The following is a 20,516-nucleotide window of genomic DNA, read 5'->3' as shown; positions in this document are numbered from 1 at the left end:
CGGCCGTTTCGTTCAGGGTTTCTTTGAGTTCAATTGCTTGGACGCGCCTATGTGGTGAGCGCGCGGCCGGAGTCAATAGCACAGCCTCGCCAGGAAATCACCTCAAAGCTTGCTATTGCCTGTACCAAGCGAAGAAACGTCGCGAGCACTTTTCGGCGAACCATCGGTTGTGTCAAAAGACCGGCCTGAAAGGGATGAGGTCATGAACGTCAGCGCGCCAGTTTTCATCAATGTGGACGGCTCGGCGATCGCCGTCAGGCAGGCGCCGGGCGCAGCGCCTGGCATTGTCTGGCTGGGCGGCTACAAGTCCGACATGCTGGGCACCAAGGCCGAGGCGCTGTCGGCCTGGACGAGCGGCGAAGGCCGCGCCTATCTGCGCCACGACTATTCCGGCCATGGCGAATCGGGCGGCGATTTCGCCGATGGCACCATCTCGAAATGGCTGGCCGAGAGCCTCGCCGTCTTGCGGCGTTTCAGCAAGGGCAAGCAGATCCTGGTCGGCTCCTCGATGGGAGCATGGATCGCGCTGCGCATGGTGCAGGAATTGCGCAAGGCCGGCGACGACCGCGTCGTCGGCCTTGTGCTGCTTGCGCCGGCGCCTGATTTCACCGTCGAACTGATCGAGCCGGTGCTGACCAAGGCACAAAAGCGCGACCTTTCGAAAAAGGGATATTTTGAGGAACCGTCCGACTATTCGGACGAGCCCTATATCTACACGCGTGCGCTGATCGAGGACGGCCGGGCGAACCGGGTGATGGCCGGGCCGATCGACACCCATTGCCCGGTGCATATCCTGCAGGGCCTGGCCGATCCCGACGTGCCGTCGGGCCATGCGCTGAAGCTCGCCGCCCTTTTGCCGGCCGACGACGTCACGCTGTCGCTGATCCCCGACGGCGACCACCGCCTGTCCCGCCCCGAGGACCTCGACATGCTCAGGCGCGCTGTCGCCGACATGGTTCGGCGGGCCGCCTGACGATGCGCGTTTCCATCCCGATATCCGCCTTCGTCGCGGCGATCGTCGGCTTTGGCGGCACGCTGGCCATCGTCATTGCCGCCGCCAAGGCGGTCGGCGCGACCCAGATCGAGACCGCGAGCGGGGTGACGACGATCTGCCTGGCCATGGCCATCGAATGCCTGTGGCTGTCATGGCGCACGAAGATGCCGGTCATCACGGCCTGGTCGACGCCCGGCCTCGCGCTGATCGCCGCCTCCAGCGGCTTCACCATGTCGCAAGCCGTCGGCGCCTTTGTCGTCACCGGCATCCTCTTGATCGCCACCGGCCTGTTCAAGCCGCTGACCTGGCTGATCGCGCAGATTCCGGCCTCGGTCGCGTCCGGCATGCTGGCCGGCATCCTGGTCGGCTTCGCCATCAATGCGGTGAAGGCCGTTCCAGCCGATCCATGGCTGATCCTGCCGCTGATCGCCGCCTTCTTCGTCATCCGGCTGTTCAACCCGGCGGTCTCGGTGCTGGTGGTGCTGATCGGCGGCGGCCTTGCCGCCTTCCTCACCGGCCGCGTCGGCGGCCTGCCGGCGCCGGAACTGTCGACGCTGACGCTGATCATGCCTCAGTTCAGCGCCTCGGCGATCATCGGCCTGGCCTTGCCGCTCTACCTCGTCACCATGGCCTCGCAGAACCTGTCCGGCCTCGCCGTGCTGAAAGCCGCCGGATATCACCCGGAACCCGCCCCGCTGATCGGCGTCACCGGCTTGTTTTCGCTGCTTTCGGCGCCGTTCGGCGCCTCGACCACCAATCTGGCGGCGATCTCGGCGGCGATCTGCACCGGCCCGGATGTTCATCCCGACCCTGCCGAGCGCTGGAAGACGGGGCCGTTCTATTCACTTGCCTATCTGGTCTTCGCCATTTTCGGCGCTTCGCTGGTGGCAATCTTCGCCGTCCTGCCGCAGAGCCTGATCGTGCTGGTCGCCGGCCTGGCGCTGACGGCGCCTTTAGCCAACGCGCTGTCCATCGCGCTTCACGACGCCGGCGAGCGCATGCCGGCCACGGTCGCCTTCGCGGTCACCGCCTCGGGGCTCACTATGTTCGGCGTCGGCGCGGCGTTTTGGGGGCTGGTCGCCGGAATGGTCGTGCTTTTCCTGGAAAAACTCAAAAAGCGATAATCATTTCAGGCTCTTCGCCGGTTTTGGCCGAACTTGCCTTGAATCGCCGATTTCGCCTTCCCATTTCGATTCCACGCAGCCGGAATGGCTGTCTCCAACGGAAGGATTGGGAGAAAATGAACACAACCGCATTGATCCGTCCGGCCTGGACGCCGGCGACCATCGCGCTGATGGTGATCGGCTTCATGGTGTTCTGGCCGCTCGGCCTCGCCATGCTCGCCTACATCATCTGGGGCGACCGGCTCGAAGGCTTCAAGCGCGACGTCAACCGCGCCACGGACGGCGTCTTCGCCGGCTGCCGCCGCGGTTCCGAGAAGGCCGCCCGCTGGGGCCACGGTTCGTCCCGCACCGGCAACGTCGCTTTCGACGACTGGCGCGAGAAGGAGCTTGAGCGCCTCGCCGAGGAGCGCCGCAAGCTCGACGAGATGCTGACCGAATTCGACGAGTATGCTCGCGAGCTGCGCCGCGCCAAGGACCAGGAAGAGTTCGACCGCTTCATGGCCCAGCGCAACAAGCCGAGCGCGCCGACCACCACGAACGACACGACCGGAAAGACCGGTCCGAAGCGCGGCAAGGGTACGAACCTGCTCGACGACTGAGGCCGCGCGACAGGTCTCGGTATGTTATGCGGCGTCGCGCAAGCGGCGCCGTTTCTTTTTTGTTCTCCATGTGGCTTCCCTCCCTCTGGCCGTTTTCCTCGAATCGCGTATCGTCCAGCCATGTCCATCGGCTTCTTTCGCAACCTGACCAAGCCTAAGCCCAAGCCCGTCGTCGAGCGCGAGCACTGCGTCGCCGGCCGCACGTTGCCGCTCAAGATCGTCGAGAGCGCCAGGGCCCGGCGGCTGACGCTGCGCATCGATTCCGGCGGCCAAGGCCTGCGCATCACCGTGCCGCCCGGCCTGCGGCGCGGCGAGGTGGAGAAATTCCTCGACCGCCACCAGGACTGGCTGGAGCAGCGCCTGGCCAAGGTGCCGACGCGTCCGCAGGTGCGGCCCGGCATCAGAATCCCGATCCGCGGCGTGCCGCACCGCATCGTCCATGAGCCGGCAAAGCGAGGCACCGTCACCGTTGCGCGCGACGATCGCGGCCCGCTGCTTATCGTCCATGGCGAGCGCGTGCATCTGCCGCGCCGCATCGCCGACTATCTGAAGCGCGAGGCCAAGCGCGAGATCGAGAAACTGGTGGTGAAGCACACCGAGGCGATCGGCAAGCGCGCGAAGGCGATCCGGTACAAGGATACCTCCAGCCGCTGGGGATCATGCACCTCGGAGGGCAATCTCTCCTTCTCGTGGCGCATCATGATGGCCCCGCCGCCGGTCATCAATTACCTGGTGGCGCATGAGGTCGCGCATCTCAAAGAGATGAACCACGGCCCGAAATTCTGGAAGCTGTGCGAAAAGCTCTGCCCGGACACCGACCGCTGCAAGGACTGGCTGAAGCGCAACGGCGGCGCGCTGCAGGCGATCGTGTTTGAGTAAATAAAGCTGACGCCGATAGGATCAGACCGTTAGGCAGCGTTCCTTCGCGCCCCCCTCTGTCCTGCCGGACATCTCCCCCACGAGGGGGGAGATTACCGGTTTCTCCCGCGGCGCCTCTTTTGCAACGTTGGTTTAATTGGCGAAAGCCGGCGCGACGTCCGATCTCCCCCCAAGTGGGGCAGATGTCCGGCAGGACAGAGGGGGGCGCTGTCCCGCCGGCGTCCGCCGGGTTCAGGACGCAACCCCTCAATCATCATTCGCGGCATTCAGCTCCTCGGGCCGCAACCCTTCCTTGCCCGGATGCGGCCAGGGCAGAAAATTCGGGTCGAAGGCATCGCTGCCGAAATAGTCCAGCGCCCGGTGCGCCTCGGCGCCGTTGAAGTCGGACTTCGCCATCAGATGGACGATCACCTCGCGCGCCTGCGCGATCTTCTGTTTGAGTTCGGCGACGGTCTGGTCGGCCATTTGTCTGCTCCCGCCTGCATTGCCTCAGATTCAAGTTAGCGCTTTCTGATCGACCGGCAACAGCATGCTTTTTCTCGACTCTTCGGCCGTTTCGTGCCAATCCCGCGCCATGACGCTCGACATCAAGATCTGCGGATTGAAGACTGACGCCGCGATGGCCGCCGCCCTTGCCGGCGGCGCCAGCCATGTCGGCTTCATCTTCTTCGCCAAAAGCCCGCGCTATGTCGATCCGGCCGAGGCCGGCCGTCTGCGCCAGGCGGCCACCGGCAAGGCCAAGGCGGTCGCTGTCACCGTAGACGCTGACGACACCTTCCTGGACGAGATCGTCGCCGGGATGCGGCCCGACATGCTGCAGCTCCATGGCGCGGAGACGCCGGCGCGGGTTGCGGAGCTGAAGGCCCGCTATCGGCTGCCGGTCATGAAGGTGCTGTCGGTCAGCGAGGCGGCGGATCTCGACCGGCTGAAACCCTATATCGGCATTGCCGACCGCATCATGTTCGACGCCAAGCCTCCCAAGGGGTCGCAATTGCCGGGCGGCAATGGCGTCGCCTTCGACTGGCACATCCTTGCCGGCCTTGACGCCGGCCTCGATTACATGCTTTCCGGAGGGCTCAACGCCGCCAATATCGGCGATGCCCTGAGACTGGCCAATCCGCCCGCAATAGACATCTCGTCGGGCGTGGAAAGCGCTCCGGGCGTCAAGGATCCGGCGCTGATCGAGCAGTTTTTCCGGGCCGTCAGGGCTGCGCGCGACGACCGCGCCGCCTGAACAACTCAAAGGCCAAGATTTAGGAGATCGGCGATGAACAAGCCGGCCATGCCCAATTCCTTCCGCACCGGGCCCGACGAGCAGGGCATGTTCGGCATCTTCGGCGGCCGCTTCGTCGCCGAGACGCTGATGCCGTTGATCCTCGATCTCGAAGAACAGTGGAACAAGGCCAAGAACGATCCGGAGTTCAAGGCCGAGTTGCAGAACCTGTCGACCCACTATGCCGGGCGGCCGTCAAAGCTCTATTTTGCCGAGGGCCTCACAAGACATCTCGGCGGCGCCAAGGTCTATTTCAAGCGCGAGGACCTGAACCACACCGGCTCGCACAAGATCAACAACTGCCTCGGCCAGATCCTGCTCGCCAAGCGCATGGGCAAGAAGCGCATCATCGCCGAGACCGGCGCCGGCCAGCACGGCGTCGCCTCGGCAACCGTGGCGGCCCGCTTCGGCTATCCTTGCGTTGTCTACATGGGCGCCACCGACGTCGCCCGCCAGAGCCCCAACGTCTTCCGCATGAAGCTGCTCGGCGCCGAGGTGCGTCCGGTCACCGCCGGCCACGGCACGCTGAAGGACGCCATGAACGAAGCCCTGCGCGACTGGGTGACCAATGTCGAGGATACCTATTACCTGATCGGCACCGCCGCCGGCCCGCATCCCTATCCCGAGCTGGTGCGCGACTTCCAGTCGGTGATCGGCACCGAGGCACGGGCCCAGATACTGGAGCAGGAAGGCCGCCTGCCCGACGTGATCATCGCCGCAGTCGGCGGCGGCTCCAACGCCATCGGCCTGTTCCATCCCTTCCTCGACGACAAGGATGTCCGCATCATCGGCATCGAGGCGGGTGGACACGGACTTGACGGCGTCGAGCACTGCGCTTCGATGAATGCCGGCAAGCCCGGCGTGCTGCACGGCAACCGCACCTATCTCCTGCAGAACGCAGACGGCCAGATCCTCGACGGCCACTCGATCTCGGCCGGCCTCGATTATCCCGGCGTCGGGCCCGAGCATTCCTGGCTGCGCGACACCGGCCGCGTCCAATATGAGCCGATCCTCGACGACGAAGCGCTCGAAGCCTTCCAACTGACGACCCGCGTCGAAGGCATCATTCCGGCGCTGGAATCGGCGCACGCCATCGCCCATGCGATGAAGATCGCGCCGTCAATGGACAAGGACCAGATCGTCATCGTCAACCTGTCCGGCCGCGGCGACAAGGACGTGCACACGGTGGCCAAGATGCTGGGCATGGAGATCTGACAATGACCACCCGCATCGACCGCCGCATGGCGAAGCTCAAAGCCGAAGGCCGCCCGGCGCTCGTCACCTATTTCATGGGCGGCGATCCGGACTACGACACCTCCTTAGCCATCATGAAGGCGCTTCCCGGCGCCGGTAGCGATGTCATCGAGCTCGGCATGCCGTTCTCCGATCCAATGGCCGACGGCCCGGCCATCCAGGCTGCGGGCCTCAGGGCGCTGAGAGGCGGCCAGACGCTGGTCAAGACATTGAAGATGGCGTCCGAATTCCGCGCCGGCGACGACGAGACGCCCATCGTTTTGATGGGTTACTACAACCCGATCTATATCTACGGCGTCGACCGCTTCCTCGTCGATGCCAAGGCGAGCGGCATCGACGGCCTGATCGTCGTCGACCTGCCGCCGGAGATGGACGAGGAGCTTTGCATCCCGGCGCTGAGGGCCGGCATCAACTTCATCCGTCTGGCGACGCCGACCACCGACGACAAGCGCCTGCCCAAGGTTTTGGAGAACACCTCCGGCTTCGTCTATTACGTCTCGATGACCGGCATCACCGGCTCCGCCCTTGCCGACACCGCCAAGGTTGCGGCGGCGGTCAAGCGCATCAAGGGTCATACCGCGCTGCCGGTCTGCGTCGGCTTCGGCGTCAAGACCGCCGAGCAGGCGCGGGTGATCGGCGCCTCTGCCGACGGCGTCGTCGTCGGCACCGCCATCGTCAACGCGGTCGCCAACGTGCTCGGACCCAAGGGCGAGAAGACCGCCGATCCGGCCGAGGCGGTCGCCACGCTGGTCAGCGGCCTTGCCCAGGGCGTGCGTTCGGCCCGCCTTGCTGCCGCCGAATAGTTTTCCTACCTCTTCTTCGTCAGGACAGGAGCCGAAGCGATGAACTGGATCACGAACTACGTTCGCCCGAAGATCAATTCGATGCTCGGCCGGCGCACCGACATGCCGGAAAACCTCTGGATCAAGGATCCCGAGACGGGCGAGATGATCTTCCACAAGGATCTCGAATCCAACCAGTTCGTCATCCCGTCCTCCGGCCATCACATGAAGATCTCGGCCAGGGAGCGGCTGAAATACTTCTTCGACGACGGCAAATACGAGACGCTGGAGAACCCCAAGGTCGTCCAGGATCCGCTGAAGTTCCGCGACGAGAAGCGCTACACCGATCGCCTGAAAGAGGCGAAGGCCAAGACCGGCCTCGAAGATGCAATCCTCAACGCCGCCGGCACCATCGAAGGCCTGCCGGTCATCGTCACGGTGCAGGATTTCGCCTTCATGGGCGGCTCGCTCGGCATGGCGGCGGGCGATGCCATCGTGCATGCTTTCGAGGTTGCCCTGCAGCGCAGGCGGCCGCTGATCCTGTTCGCCGCCTCCGGCGGCGCCCGCATGCAGGAAGGCATCCTTTCGCTGATGCAGCTGCCGCGCACCACCGTCGGCGTCGACCGGCTGAAGGAAGCCGGCCTGCCCTACATCGTCGTGCTCACCAACCCGACCACCGGCGGCGTCACCGCGTCCTATGCCATGCTTGGCGACGTCCATATTGCCGAGCCCGGCGCGCTGATCGGCTTTGCCGGCCCGCGCGTGATCGAGCAGACCATTCGGGAAAAACTGCCGGACGGCTTCCAGCGCTCCGAATACCTGATGGAGCACGGCATGGTCGACATGGTGGTCTCGCGTCTGGAGATGCGCCCCACCGTCGCCAGGCTGTTGAAGATGCTGCTCAAGGTCCCGGCGGCCGAGAAGCCGGCTGAGGCGGAGATCCTGCCGCCGGCGGTTGTCAATGCCGAGGCGCGGCCGCAAGCCTGACGCGATATCGGCTTGACGCGACATCGTTCGCCGCGAACCGCGATTGCGCGCCAGCTGTGGTGCGCGGTAGCTGTTTGATTTGCGCATCATCCGTTCCGAAAACCGATTTCCGGTTTTCGAGGTCATGCGCCAGAGCAATTCCAGCAAAAGTGCGCAGCGGTTTTGCGTCCGGAATTGCGCAAGAACAAAAATGGTAGAGCATTGAAGGCGATCCTGTTCTTTCGCCGCAAATGCTCTAGGATTCCGCCATGACCACACTCGCCGCCGACCGCGAAATCGAACATCTGATGACGCTCCACCCGAAAGGCTTCGACCTTTCGCTGGACCGCATCACCCGGCTGCTCGAGCGTCTGGGCAATCCGCAGGACCGGCTGCCGCCGGTCATCCATATCGCCGGCACCAACGGCAAGGGCTCCTGCGCCGCCTTCTCGCGGGCGCTGCTGGAGGCGGCGGGCCACCTCGTCCACGTGCACACCTCGCCGCATCTGGTGAACTGGCATGAGCGCTATCGGCTGGCCGCCGAAGGCGGCGGCAAGCTTGTCGACGACCAGGTCTTTGCCGAGGCCATCGCGCGCGTCGCCAAAGCCAACCAGGGCCAGAAGATCACCGTCTTCGAGATCCTGACCGCCGTCACCTTCATCTTGTTTTCCGAGCATCCGGCCGAAGCCGCGATCATCGAGGTCGGCCTCGGCGGCCGCTTCGACGCCACCAATGTCGTCGCGCGGCCCGCCGTCTCGGTGATCATGCCGATATCGATGGATCACGAAGCCTATCTCGGCGACCGCGTCGAGCTGATCGCGGCCGAAAAGGCCGGCATCATGAAGCGCGGCTGCCCGGTGGTGATTGGCGCGCAGGAAAGCGAGACGGCGCTCGAGGTGCTGATCGAGACGGCCGAGCGGCTGGATTGCCCGACCGTCGTCTACGGCCAGGACTTCCTTGCCTTCGAGGAGAACGGCCGCATGGTCTATCAGGACGAGGACGGGCTGATGGACCTGCCGCTGCCGCGCCTGCCCGGACGCCATCAATTCGCCAATGCCGCCGCGGCCATCGCCGCGGTCAAGGCGGCCGGCTTCGAGATCGGTCACCGCGCCGCCGAACGGGCGATGGCTCATGTTGCCTGGCCGGCCCGGATGCAGAAGCTGACGCAGGGCAAGCTGGTGGACCTGGCGCCCAAGGGCGCCGACATCTGGCTCGACGGCGGCCACAATCCTGGCGCCGGCGTCGTCATCGCAGAAGCGCTGGCCGAGCAGGAGGAGAAGAACCCGCGGCCGCTGGTCCTCATTTCCGGCATGATCAACACCAAGGACCAGACCGGCTATTTCAGTGCCTTCAAGGGGCTCGCCCGACATGTCTACACGGTGCCGGTGAGCATGAGCGATGCCGGCGTGCCGAATGACGAGCTGGCGCTGCGCGCCACCGAAGCCGGCCTGTCGGCCGAGCCGGTCAGCTCGGTCGCCAGCGCGCTGATGCTCTTGCGCGACAGCTGGGATGGCCCGGCGCCGCGCATCCTGATCGGCGGCTCGCTCTATTTCGCCGGCGCGGTGCTGGACGAGAACGGCACGCCGCCGACTTAAGCAATTCCAGGAAAAGTGCGTAGCGGTTTTCCGCCCGGAGTTGCGCAGGAAGCGAGTTCGGGATCGCGCAGCGGATTTCGGCGGGGGCCGAAAGGAATGTCCATGATCAAAGTGAAGCAACTCGCCCATGTCTGCATCTTCGCGCATGACCTGGACGCGACGCGCAGCTTCTACCGCGAGGTGCTCGGCATGGACACCAGGTTCAACTTCCTGCGCGACGGCAGGATTTTCGGCTTCTACCTCGACTGCGGCGGTCGCAGCCATGTCGAGGTGTTCGAGAAGAGCGAGGCCCGCTACAGCGAGGCGAACCAGATCAACCATTTCTGCCTGGAGGTGGAAGACATCGATGCCGCGATTGCCCATATCCGGTCGAAAGGCGTCGAAGTGGCGCCGAAGAAGCTCGCCTGCGACGACACCTACCAGGCGTGGATCAAGGATCCGAACGGTGTGAAGATCGAGCTGTTCGAATACACGGACCAGAGCGCGCAGTTCGCCGGCGGCGACCGTATCGCCGACTGGTGATCGGAGCGGCACGTCGCCGACGTGAGCAATTTGACGTTTAGGCAGCAAGATGCATCGCGGCGGGCAGCGCCAGCGAAAGGCCCGACAGGAAAAGCAGGACAAAGACGATCTTTCGCATCGTCCCTTGCGACAATGACGGCGGCCAGCGGCGCGCCGCATAGGTCATCAGCATTACAGCCGGTATGGCGAGGACGAGCGCGATAGGCGACATGGTCGGCAGGTTGCCGCTTGCGGCCACGAGGATGAGCCGAACCACCTGCGCAGCGCCGAAGGCGGTAACCAGCGTTTCCGTACGCGTTCGTGCGGCATTGGCTGGCGAAAGAGATGATAGACGAGCGGCGGGCCACCAGTCGCGAACAGCCCGCTCATCAGGCCCGAAATGACGCCGAAGCCGACGAAACTCGCGTCCGACGACCGTTTTGCCAAGCCGGCAGGCCTGATTGCCAGTTGCAGGCTGGACATCATGATGACTAGGCCAAATCCGACTTTCAGCAGATCGGCCCGCGTGTCCGCCAGCCATTCCAACACGGCATAACCCAGGAACAGCGAAGGCAGGCTTGCGATCAGGATCAGCCGCAGCTCGCGCTGCGCAACCTCGCGCCAGCCGCCCTGGATCAGCATTTGCGTTGCGTTGACCAAGGTCAGCATGCCGACCATCGCGGCTGCGTCCGGGAGCGGCAGCAGGCCGACAAGCGCGATCGCGCCCATCATCACCAGACCGAAGGCGAAACCCGTCAGGGTCTGGACATAAGCGGCGACCGCCGCAAGGCCGGCAAAGGCGACGACAGGTGCTACACCCATGACATCCTGCACGACGCCGGGATGGAACCGTGCAAGCCGGCAACCACGGCAAGCCTACTTCAGCTCGATCTCGATGAAGGCGTATTCACCCTCATTGGCGTTGATGACGTCGTGCTCGACGCCTTCCTTGCGGAAATAGGGCGCGCCCTTCTTCATCTCGGCGAAGGATTCGCCGTCCTTGGTCACCAGCTTCACCTTGCCGTCCATCAGCGGCACCACGACGTAGTCGTGGCCATGGCGGTGCCAGCCGGTGTTGGCGCCCGGTGCGAAGCGGTACTCGGTGACGATGACCCGCTCATTGTCGATGAAGACGGTGGCCTTGGCTGTTCCGGTCATGGGCTTCTCCCTTTCTCGTAGAGAAGGCGATGGAACGCCATCACGTCAGGGCCAGGACGCTGTCAGCGATAACGCCAAAGAAAAAGCCCGGCGCGACGGCCGGGCTCGATCTTGAAATCTTCTGGCTTGGCTCAGGCAAGGCTGCCGTTGATCCAGTGCGACAACGCGGTCTTCGGCGCGGCGCCCACCTTCATGTCGGCCACCTCGCCGCCCTTGAAGATCATCAGCGTCGGGATCGAGCGCACACCATACTGCGCGGCCAACTCGGGATTCTCGTCGATGTTGAGCTTGGCGACCTTGACCTTGGAGCCCAGCTCGTTTGCGATCTCTTCCAGCGACGGGCCGATCATCTTGCACGGGCCGCACCATTCCGCCCAGAAATCCACCACGACCGGCTCCTTGGCGTTGAGCACATCGGCCTGGAAATTCCCCTTGTCGACCTTGACGGTGGCCATGCTGAAATCCTTTCGAAAACTCGGGTTGCACCAAATGTGGTGGTTGTAGCGGCGATGTTCAAGCAGTTCTTGTGTCACGCTCCCGTGAGTCGGGCAAGGGCATCGTCCATGGCCCTGGCCGGCAGCTCGATCAGCCTGGGCGCCTCGGTGAAGAGCAGCGCAGCCGTCACCTCGCGGCCGGGATAGAGTGGCTTCAGCAGCGCGCGGTAGAGCGCAAGCTGGAGCACATAAGCCGGCGGCACCTCGGCGAGGCTGGCCGGCGCCGGACGGTTGGTCTTGTAGTCGATGATCGAGACCTTTTCCGCTGTGACGGCCAGCCGGTCGATCTTGCCGGAGATGGAGCGCAGCTTGCCCTTCACCTCCAGGCTGCCCATGACCGCGATTTCGGCGCGCGACGAGGGCGTGAACAGATCGCCGAACCGGCCGTCGGAGAGAATCGAGAGCACCGCTTCCAGCGCCTTGCCGCGCTCTTCGGCCAGCCAATTGGCGCCGGCGCGCGCCAGATAGCGCTCCGCAGCATTGCGCCTTTCGTGCTCGGCGATCCCCGGCAGCATCTGCAGCAATTTGTGCAGCGCCAGCCCGCGCATGACGGCAAAGCCGGGTTCGGCCTCCGCATCGAGAACCGGCGAGCGTGTGTCGGGCAGGGTTTCGTTCGCTTCGTCGATCAACGCCGAGGCACCGGAGGGCGAGAGCGGCCGCGGCAGGTCCTCATAGGGCGGCAATGGCCGGAACAGGCCGTCCGGTAGCGGCGCTACCTGCTCGAACAGGGCCGTCTCGCGCGCCGGGGTGAGCGCCAGCGGCGGCAGCTTGGTCATGTGGAAACGGTGCACGGCCACCTCGGCCGCCGCCGGGTGCCGGCGCTCTGCACTTTCCGGCGCGCCGAGCAGCGCCCGGCTGACGATCGAATGCCAGGTGCCGGTGCTTGGCGCGCGCTTGCCGTGATAGCCGCAGACGATCAGCCGGTCCTCGGCGCGCGTCATGCCGACATAGAGCAGCCGCCTGTATTCGTCGTCGGCAAGCTCGCGCGCCCGCGCCGAGGCCGCCCGCGAAACGCCGTTGGCGACGTCACTTGCCGAGCGCCACAGATAGCCCTTGCCCCTCCACTGCGCGCCCGAGCTCTCGAAGGCCATCAGCCTGGGCAGATGCTGGTCGCTGAACGGCGCCGAACCGCCATCGACCAGGAAGACGACCGGCGCTTCCAGGCCTTTGGCCGCATGCACGGTCATGACGCGTACCTCGTCGCGGGTCTGGTCCATCTCGCGCTTGATCTCGGGGCCGCTGTTCTCGAGCGTCGAGAGGAAGGATTCGAGTCCCGGCAGGCCGGTGCGCTCCTCGGCCAGGCAAAAGCTCAGGAATTCGTCGAGGATGTCGCCCGCCTCCGGTCCGAGCCGCGCCGTCATCTTGCGGCGCAGGCCGTCGCGCGAAAGCGCCGCGGCGTAGAATTCGAACACCGGCTTGAAGGCGACTTCGTTCGCCCAGGAATCAAGCCGGCTAACGATTGCCGCCAGGGCCTCGTCCCCGGCCGCATGTTGCCGGAGCGAGGCGATCAGCGACTGGTCCTTCGGTCTCTCGCCGGCGAGCGCCAGCAAGGTCTCCTCGGAGACCTCGAAGATCGGGCTGCGCAGCACGGCGGCCAGGGACAGGTCATCCTCCGGCTGGATCAAAAAATGGCCAAGCGCGATCAGGTCCTGCACCGCGATATGGCCGGGCAGGCTCAACCGGTCGGCGCCGGCGACCGGGATCTGCCGGTTCTTGAGGCTGCGCGACAGCGCATGGACAAAGCGGTCGCGCTTGCGCACCAGCACGAGGATGTCGCCGGCCGTCAGTTCCCGGCCTTTGCCTTCGATGACCTCGCCGTTCCGCAGCCAGTTCTGGATGGTCGTGGCGACATGCTCCGCCACGCGCACGGCCGGCGCGCTGGCGTGGTTGACCGGCAAGGTCCAGTCGTCCGGCTCCTCGACCATTTCTGCGCCGATCGATGGCCATACCTCGACATAGCCCGGCGCATCGTTGCGGATCGCCTTGTGGCTGAGCGGATCGGGGTCGTGGCTGATGCCGCGCCGCACGGCCGGCTCGGCGAAGACGCGGTCAACGGCGGCCAGCACATCGTCGCTGGAGCGGAACGACCAGGTGAGTTTCAGATCGGCGAAGGAGGCTTCGGCGTCGCGCACGCGGCCCGCAAACAGGAGCCGGCTTTCGGCAAAGGAATCGGGCGCCGCGCCCTGGAAGGAATAGATCGACTGCTTCTCGTCGCCGACGGCGAACACCGTGCGCTTGACCGCCTCGCGCTGGCCGAGCCCGGCGAAGAACTCCTCCGTCAGCTTCTTCACCACCTCCCACTGGTCCGGGCTGGTGTCCTGCGCCTCGTCGAGCAGGATGTGGTCGATGCCCTGGTCGAGCTTGAACTGCACCCACGGCCCGGCGTCCGGCCGCGACAGCAGGCTGACGGTGCGGGTGATCAGGTCATTGAAGTCGAGGAAGCCGCGGCTGCGCTTCAGTCGCTCATAGCGCTCGATCAGCCAGCCGGCGACGGTGAGCGCCGCCGCCGTCCCTTCCAGCATGCGGAACAGCGCCAGCCGGTCCGACACGTCGAGGATCGCCTTGGCCGCCGCCAGATAGCGCTCGGGCAGGTCGGGCAGCCGGTCGACCAGGGCCTTCTTGAAGACTTTAGGAGGATCGTAAGGGTCGCCGTCGGAGCGCAGGAATGCCTTGGCGAGAAGCCGCAGCCGCCGGATCGGATCAGCCTCGGCAAAGGCGCTCTGCGCGTAAGGCAGCACGTTGTTCAGAACTTGCCGCGCATCGGCAGCCTCGGCGGCACGGGCGAATTCGGCGAACTGACCGGGCGCGAAGCCCGGCAGCGGCCAGACGGAGGCGGCGATGTCCTCGGCCGCCTGTCCGGGCCTGAAGCCGAATTCGGCGAAGAGCGGCCGGAAATCCCGGCTTCTGCCGAGCCTGGCGATAAAGCGACGCAACGCGTCGCGCTTGCCGACGATCTCCGACAGCAGCATGTCGAGCCCGAACTCGCCGCCGCGCTCCAGCACTGTGGCGAAGGCTTCCGCCAGGCCTTCGACGCCGGCACCCGCGCCCGAAATCATGTCGCGGCGGGCATCGGCGAACAGCGAGGCCTCCATCTGCGGGTCGAGCATCTCGAAATGCGCGGGAATGTTGGCTTCCAGCGGGAACTGGTGCAGCACCGATTCGCAGAAGGCGTGGATGGTCTGGATCTTCAGCCCGCCCGGCGTCTCCAGCGCCTCGGCGAACAGCCGGCGCGCACGGCGCATTGTGTCGCGGTCGGCGTCGCGGTCGTCGAGCGCCGCGATCCTCACCGCAAGCTCGGCATCGGGCAGCGCGGTCCATTCCGACAGCGTCGAGAACACCCGGTTCGACATGTTGGCGGCGGCGGCGCGGGTATAGGTGAGGCACAGGATCTTCGACGGATCGGTGCCGTTGAGCAGAAGCCGGATGACGCGCTGCGCCAGCACATGCGTCTTGCCCGAGCCGGCATTGGCCGACACCCAGGCGGAATTCTGCGGATCGGAGGCGCGCGCCTGGCTGGCGGCGGTGTCGGAGGGGATCGGATATTTCATCCTTCCGCCTCGTCCTCGCTTGCGCCGCCGGCCGACCATTCGAGCACGCGGGCTAGATGGTCGTAGTCGCCGTCGGCCTCGCCCTCGCGGAACGGCAGCGCCCGCGACAGATAGCCGGTCGCAGGATCCGCATAATGGAACAGCAGCCGCTCAAGCCGCGCCCAGGCCTCTTCGGCAAGCTCGTTGGCGGTTTTCGGCTTGCGGTTGTATTCCAGGATCGATTCCTCGAACACCTCGCCGTTCGGCTTCAGCCGCACGAAGGCAAGCTGCGAAGGCTCGCAAATCCCGAGCTCCTTGAATGCGCCGCGCCGCAGAAGCGCGCCTTCAAGCGCGAGCTGCGGCGACAGAAGCGTGTGCGCCTGCGCCTTCGAGGGCGAGGAACCTGTCTTGTAGTCGAGGATATCGGCCATGCCGCCGGCGAGCAGGTCGACGCGGTCGGCATAGCCGGAGAGCGTGACGCCGGTGAGTCCGACGACGGTTCTTTCGGCGCGCTCCTCGGCATAGCGCCTGGCGACGGCCTCGGCGCGGGTATGCTCCCATTCGATGATGTTTTCCGCGAGCTTTTCGAAACGCGGCCACCACACCGCTTCGATGTCGGGCGGCAGCGCTGCGTCGGCGAAGCAGATACGGCCGGCTTCGATCAGGCTTGCCAGTGCGCCCGGCGTTCTTGGATCCTCGACCCTTCGCGAGAACAGATGCAGGATTTCGTGGAACAGCGTGCCGCGCTCGGCGGCGCCCGGATCGCGGATCACCGGGTCTAGCGGCATCAGGCTCAGAATGCGCCTGGCATAGATCGCATAGGGATCGCGGCGTAGCGTCTCGATCTCGGTGACGGAGAAATGCTGCGGCCTGAGCCGCAGCGGCGGCTTCGGCTGCGGGCGCGCCGCGAAGTCCTTCCTGTCGCCGGCGTCGAGCGCTCTGGCCCAGCCGAGCAAGGCATCGCCGCGCCGGCTGATGGCCGTCGCCGGATCCTTGCCGATGAACGTGAGGATGCGCTGCAGCCAGCGCGACGGCACCGCCGGCGCGTCGCCGGATCGCGCCGAGCGCGTCAGCACCACCGTTTCAGAGCCCATCGCCATCTGGAAATCATGCGCGGCGAGGCCGATACGCCGTTCGGGCGGCTCGAGGTCGATGCCGGTCTTCATCAGCCGCGACATGAAGCGGTCGCTCTCGGGCTTGCGTGGCCACACCCCTTCGTTGAGGCCGCCGATGACGAGCGTGTCGACACCTTGCAGGCGGGCCTCCAGCGCGCCCCAGATGGCGATGTTGCGGTCGGTGCCTTGCGCCGGTTTGACCGTCTCCGGCGCGATCAGCGCCTCCATCACGTCGGGCCATTCGTCTGCCGCGAAGGTGAAGGGCGAGGATACGGCGACCAGTCCGCGCAGCAGCTCAGCCAGCTTTTCGCCGGCATCGCCGGCATAGAGTTCAGTCAGGCTGCCGTCGGCCGATCGGCCAAGACCTTCCAGCGCCGCGACGCTCGCCCGCGTCAAGGTCGCGATATCGGCATCCTTGTCTTCGCGCATCGCCGTAACCCGGGAGAGCGCATCGGCAAGACGGCCAAGCACATCGCGTGCCTGCTCGATACCGCGCACGGTGAGGCGCGGGAACCAGAACGGCGGACGGCTGTCGCCGCCGAGACCGGCGAGCCGCGCCTCGAAAAGCGCGCCGAGCGTGGCAATGTCTGGCCGGCCCGTTCCGCCGCGCAGCGCCACCAGTTCCACAAGTTCGGCGGCCCGGCGCATGACCTGGCGATCGAGGCCGAGGCCAAGCAGCGGATGCTTGAGCAGCGACAACAGACCCACCGGATCGCCGGGCCGGAACGCAGCGTTCAGCGCCAGCCTGAGCAGGCTGGCCGCCGGCGTGTTGGCGAGCGGCGTGCCGCCGGAATCGTCGGCGACGACGCCAAAACGCAGCAACTCGGCCGAGACCCGCCGCGCCAGCGCCCGATCGCCGGTGACGAGCGCCGCGCGCCTGCCGGGCAATTCCACGGCGCGCTTCAGCGCAATCGCGATCGCAACGGCCTCGTCGCGCTCGTTGGCGGCTTCCACCAGCGTCACGCCGGCCAGTGCCTGCTCGACGTCGTTGGCCGAGAAACGTGGCCGCGTCTCGGTCCAGCGCTCGGTGGTCTCGGCCGGCCGCAGCGCCTCGCCGACAAGGGCGGCGCGCAATGCAAGCGGCCGCGCCGCCGCGCCGATCTCCTCGACATCGCGGCGCGGCACGCCGATGCCGCCGATGAGTTTCGCCAGGCCGTATTGCGGGTGGCCGAGCGTCGCAGGGCGCGCGCCGGGCGCCGTTATCGCGGCGAAGGATGCGTCATCCAGCTCAGGGTCGAGGCCGGGCAGCACGACGGCGCCGTTGGGCAGGGCGGCGATGACGCCGAGCAGCTCGGCGGTCGCGGGAATGGAGCCGGTCGAGCCGGCGGCGATCACCGGTCCGGCCGGCGGATTGCGCTTCAGCCGCCCCGCCTCCAGCCGGATCAGCGTGCTGCGGTGCGCCGCTGGATTGGAGCGGTTGCGCTCTTTCAGCAGCTCCGGCCAGTTGTCGGTGACGATGCCGAGGAAATCGAGCGTCACCTGCCACCAGCCGGCGAGGTTTCCGGTAACCAGCGTGGCAAGCGTGGCCCAATCCGTGCCCTCGGTCTCGATCTCGTCCATCAGCCGGGCGAGGTCGCGCGCCAGCCAGATGGCGTCGGCGGCTGAGGTCGGCACGACGAATTCCTCGTTGAACCGCTCCCTGACATGCGCCGGAAGGCTCTCCTTCCAGGCACGCACCAGCGGCGCCAGCAACAGCAGCCGCTCCTGCGCCGCGATCGGCGGCGCGAGGTCTATTGCCGGTGCCGCCTCAGCGTCAAAGGCTGCTTCATCCTCGTCGAATTCGCCGAGCGGACGCACCGTCGGCAGGATGGCCGAGCGACGTCCGAGCACCTCGACGAAGACGCCGCGCAATGCACGCGCCGCGCGCCGCGTCGGCACGTAGATGGTGGCGTCGGCCAGCGCCAGCGGGTCGCCGTCGAAGCGGAAGCCGGGGATCAGGCGGCCATCGAGCAACGCCTCGGCCAGCGTCGGCAGGAACGGCGCTCCGGGCGGGATGGAAAAGACGCGGCGCGAGCCGCTCATACCGCTTTCGCGAGCGCGCCGGCGACCGCCGCTTCGGCCGCCGGAATGGCGTCTGGCGTGCCGACGGTGATCCAGCGGCCTCTCATCGCCATCCCGAACAGGCGGCCGGCGGCGATCGCCTTGTCGAAATAAACGTTGAGGGAATGTGAACCCGTCGAGGCGCCCTTGAAAATGCGCGGATGGATGATCGCGGCGCCGGCATAGATGAGGCCGGTCGGATCGCCCTTCGAGCGCCGCAACGCGCCGTCCGGCGCGACCAGGAAATCGGTGCCGACGCAGTGCCCGGTCGCTGAGTCGAGATCGGTGAGCATCAGCAGAATATCCATTCTGGCGGCGTCCCATGCAAGGGCAAGCCGTTCGAGGCTTGGCTCGCCGCTGTCGATCCAGAAGGTGTCGGCGTTGATGATGTAGAAGGGCTCATTGCCCAAAAGCGGCAGCGCCTTGACGATGCCGCCCGCCGACTCCAGCAGGGCCTCGCGCTCGTCGGAGATGACGATCTTCGGCGCGCGCCGGCCGGTGACATGGGCGATGATCTGCTCCGGCAGATAATGCACGTTGACGACCGCCTCTCTGACCCCGGCGGCTTCCAGGCTGTCCAGCCCCCAGTCGAGCAAGGTCTTGCCGGCGATCTTCACCAGCGGTTTCGGTATCGTGTCGGTGATCGGCCGCATGCGCTTGCCGAGCCCGGCCGCAAGCACCATCGCGGTCTTCGGCTTCATGGCGAGCGTTCCTCCAGCAGGCCGTGGGCCACGTAGAATTCCTTCAGGCTGCCGAGCGCCGGATGCGCTAGCGCCCGCCTCAGATAGTCGCGGATGCGCGGCAGGTGCTTCAGATAGTAAGGCTTGCCGTCGCGCTTTTCGAGCCGCACGAAGATGCCGAGGATCTTCGAATTGCGCTGCGCCGCCATGATCGCGTAGGCCTCGGCAAAGCCGGCGTCGTCGAAAGCGCCGGCCGCGCGCCGCGCGGCGACATAGGCCGCCACCGTCCGCCGCTCGATCTCGGTCGAGACGGTGACGCGCGCATCCATGGCCAAAGAAGCGACGTCATAGGCCGCCGGGCCGATCAGCGCGTCCTGCACGTCGACGATGCCGAGCCGGTCGAGGCCGGAGCGCTCGCCGCGCCAGATGATGTTGGGCGAATGGAAGTCGCGCAGCATCAGCGTGTATTCGCTGCCCGAGAGCCGGTCGAGCACTGCGTTCCATTCCTTGTGGTAGCCGGCGCGCAATTCATCGTTTGCCGGCTTGCCCGTGATCCACGGCACATACCAGTCGACCAGAAGGTCGGCCTCGATCAGCATGGCGTCGCGGTCGAAGGGCGGCACCTCGTGGAACGCGCCCGGCGCTGCTTCCATGGGGTTTGGCCAGGCCTTGCCGTGCATCATGGAGAGCAGTTCCGCCGCCGCTTCATAGCGTTCGGCGATCGGCTGGCCGTCGCTGCCGAGGAAACCCTCGGAGCCCAGATGTTCGAGCAGCAGAAAACCCTGGTCGAGATCCTGCGCATTGATCACCGGCACGCTGACGCCGGCGGCAAGCAGCGCCCGGTCGATGGCGACGAAGGCCGTGACGGATTGCGCCGTGTGGGCGATCACCGCATAGGGCTTGCCGTCGCGCACCGGCGGACCGAGCACGAGACGCGGCGAGTTCATCAGCACGCGCGGCGCCTGGCCGGGCAGCGAGACGATCTCGTAGGAGCGGGCGGACGCATCGCCGACGAAATGCCGGCGGCTCGCCTCGCCCCAGCCGGCGGCGGCCAGAAAGTCGCGCATGGCGAGCGAGCGCGCCACGCGCTCGAATGCCGCCCCTTGCCCGGAGAGCTTCGCGATCCGGCCTTCGCCGTGTTCGGCGAGTTCGACCCAAAGCGCATTCCGCGGCAGCCGATCCCCGGCGCGTTCCGGCCATTCGATCAGCGCCGCGCCCTGGGCCAGCGCGTCGTCGAGGCCGAGCTCGTCGAGCTCGTCCGGCGAGGAGAGGCGATAGAGGTCGAAATGGTGGACCGGCACCCGCGTCTCGTAGCTCTGCACCAGCGTGAAGGTGGGGCTCGGCACTTCGAGGTTGGCGTCGTCGGCGAGCGCCCGGATCAGCGCTCGGGCGAGCGTCGACTTGCCGGCGCCGAGATCGCCTTTGAGCGCGATCGCGTCGCCGGCGCGCAGCGCCATGGCGAGGTCTTCGCCAAGCCTAGCCGTCGCCGCCTCGTCGGCGAGAAAACGTTCCAGAACAGTCTCTGCCAAAGCGCG

At 66.2% G+C, this 20,516-nt stretch carries 19 protein-coding genes; 10 read left to right on the top strand and 9 right to left on the bottom strand.

The window, feature by feature from the left end:
- Positions 1-202: 202 nt before the first annotated feature.
- From EN853_RS09260 to EN853_RS09245, 4 genes are all read left to right on the top strand, one after another.
- Positions 203-973, top strand: coding sequence for an alpha/beta hydrolase (locus EN853_RS09260; RefSeq protein WP_127859391.1), 771 nt, complete (start codon positions 203-205; stop codon positions 971-973).
- A 2-nt stretch (positions 974-975) separates the two neighbouring features.
- Positions 976-2,118: a benzoate/H(+) symporter BenE family transporter gene (locus tag EN853_RS09255; protein ID WP_127859392.1), complete on the top strand. Its 1,143-nt coding sequence runs from the start codon at positions 976-978 to the stop codon at positions 2,116-2,118.
- Positions 2,119-2,234: 116 nt separating this feature from the next.
- Positions 2,235-2,717 (top strand): DUF2852 domain-containing protein, encoded by a 483-nt coding sequence (locus tag EN853_RS09250; RefSeq protein WP_127859393.1) that lies wholly within the window; start codon positions 2,235-2,237, stop codon positions 2,715-2,717.
- Between the two features lie 120 nt (positions 2,718-2,837).
- On the top strand, positions 2,838-3,596 hold the full coding sequence (locus EN853_RS09245; RefSeq protein ID WP_127859394.1) for a M48 family metallopeptidase: 759 nt from the start codon (positions 2,838-2,840) through the stop codon (positions 3,594-3,596).
- A gap of 246 nt (positions 3,597-3,842) precedes the next feature.
- Here EN853_RS09245 and EN853_RS09235 read toward each other — a convergent pair whose 3' ends face one another.
- A complete protein-coding gene (locus EN853_RS09235) occupies positions 3,843-4,061 on the bottom strand; it encodes a hypothetical protein (RefSeq protein ID WP_127859395.1) in 219 nt (72 codons plus the stop codon).
- A gap of 109 nt (positions 4,062-4,170) precedes the next feature.
- Here EN853_RS09235 and EN853_RS09230 point away from each other — a divergent pair, with 109 nt between their 5' ends.
- The 6 genes from EN853_RS09230 to EN853_RS09205 all read left to right on the top strand — a co-directional run bounded on the left by EN853_RS09230 (position 4,171) and on the right by EN853_RS09205 (position 9,988).
- Positions 4,171-4,830: a phosphoribosylanthranilate isomerase gene (locus EN853_RS09230; protein WP_127859551.1), complete on the top strand. Its 660-nt coding sequence runs from the start codon at positions 4,171-4,173 to the stop codon at positions 4,828-4,830.
- 33 nt (positions 4,831-4,863) lie between these two features.
- Positions 4,864-6,084, top strand: coding sequence for a tryptophan synthase subunit beta (gene trpB, locus EN853_RS09225; protein ID WP_127859396.1), 1,221 nt, complete (start codon positions 4,864-4,866; stop codon positions 6,082-6,084).
- Positions 6,085-6,086: 2 nt separating this feature from the next.
- On the top strand, positions 6,087-6,926 hold the full coding sequence (trpA, locus tag EN853_RS09220; RefSeq protein ID WP_127859397.1) for a tryptophan synthase subunit alpha: 840 nt from the start codon (positions 6,087-6,089) through the stop codon (positions 6,924-6,926).
- Between the two features lie 39 nt (positions 6,927-6,965).
- Positions 6,966-7,892, top strand: a complete 927-nt coding sequence (gene accD, locus EN853_RS09215) for an acetyl-CoA carboxylase, carboxyltransferase subunit beta (RefSeq protein ID WP_127859398.1) — start codon at positions 6,966-6,968, stop codon at positions 7,890-7,892.
- A gap of 248 nt (positions 7,893-8,140) precedes the next feature.
- Positions 8,141-9,466: a folylpolyglutamate synthase/dihydrofolate synthase family protein gene (locus EN853_RS09210; RefSeq protein WP_127859399.1), complete on the top strand. Its 1,326-nt coding sequence runs from the start codon at positions 8,141-8,143 to the stop codon at positions 9,464-9,466.
- A gap of 102 nt (positions 9,467-9,568) precedes the next feature.
- Positions 9,569-9,988, top strand: a complete 420-nt coding sequence (locus EN853_RS09205) for a VOC family protein (protein ID WP_127859400.1) — start codon at positions 9,569-9,571, stop codon at positions 9,986-9,988.
- 37 nt (positions 9,989-10,025) lie between these two features.
- Here EN853_RS09205 and EN853_RS35100 read toward each other — a convergent pair whose 3' ends face one another.
- From EN853_RS35100 to tsaE, 8 genes are all read right to left on the bottom strand, one after another.
- A complete protein-coding gene (locus EN853_RS35100; RefSeq protein WP_281062253.1) occupies positions 10,026-10,160 on the bottom strand; it encodes a hypothetical protein in 135 nt (44 codons plus the stop codon).
- Complete coding sequence (locus EN853_RS09200; protein ID WP_245516877.1) at positions 10,160-10,789, bottom strand: sulfite exporter TauE/SafE family protein; 630 nt, start codon at positions 10,787-10,789, stop codon at positions 10,160-10,162. Before EN853_RS09200 ends, EN853_RS35100 begins: the two co-directional genes overlap by 1 nt.
- Positions 10,790-10,843: 54 nt before the next feature.
- A complete protein-coding gene (locus tag EN853_RS09195) occupies positions 10,844-11,125 on the bottom strand; it encodes a cupin domain-containing protein (RefSeq protein ID WP_127859401.1) in 282 nt (93 codons plus the stop codon).
- A gap of 131 nt (positions 11,126-11,256) precedes the next feature.
- Positions 11,257-11,580: a thioredoxin gene (trxA, locus tag EN853_RS09190; RefSeq protein ID WP_126086537.1), complete on the bottom strand. Its 324-nt coding sequence runs from the start codon at positions 11,578-11,580 to the stop codon at positions 11,257-11,259.
- A 74-nt stretch (positions 11,581-11,654) separates the two neighbouring features.
- Positions 11,655-15,167, bottom strand: coding sequence for a double-strand break repair helicase AddA (gene addA, locus EN853_RS09185; RefSeq protein WP_127859402.1), 3,513 nt, complete (start codon positions 15,165-15,167; stop codon positions 11,655-11,657).
- Positions 15,164-18,283 (bottom strand): double-strand break repair protein AddB, encoded by a 3,120-nt coding sequence (gene addB, locus EN853_RS09180; protein WP_127859403.1) that lies wholly within the window; start codon positions 18,281-18,283, stop codon positions 15,164-15,166. The genes addA and addB overlap by 4 nt, the downstream gene beginning before the upstream one ends.
- Positions 18,280-19,002, bottom strand: coding sequence for a nucleotidyltransferase family protein (locus EN853_RS09175; RefSeq protein WP_127859404.1), 723 nt, complete (start codon positions 19,000-19,002; stop codon positions 18,280-18,282). Before EN853_RS09175 ends, addB begins: the two co-directional genes overlap by 4 nt.
- Positions 18,999-20,510 carry a tRNA (adenosine(37)-N6)-threonylcarbamoyltransferase complex ATPase subunit type 1 TsaE gene (gene tsaE, locus EN853_RS09170; protein WP_127859405.1) on the bottom strand — a complete coding sequence of 504 codons (1,512 nt, stop codon included), beginning with the start codon at positions 20,508-20,510 and terminating at the stop codon, positions 18,999-19,001. The genes EN853_RS09175 and tsaE overlap by 4 nt, the downstream gene beginning before the upstream one ends.
- Between the last annotated feature and the right edge of the window lie 6 nt (positions 20,511-20,516).

It is taken from the genome of Mesorhizobium sp. M1C.F.Ca.ET.210.01.1.1 (assembly GCF_004791585.1).
GTDB lineage: Bacteria > Pseudomonadota > Alphaproteobacteria > Rhizobiales > Rhizobiaceae > Mesorhizobium.
Note: the sequence above shows the minus strand (reverse complement) of the source record. Positions and strands in the feature narration are given on the sequence as shown.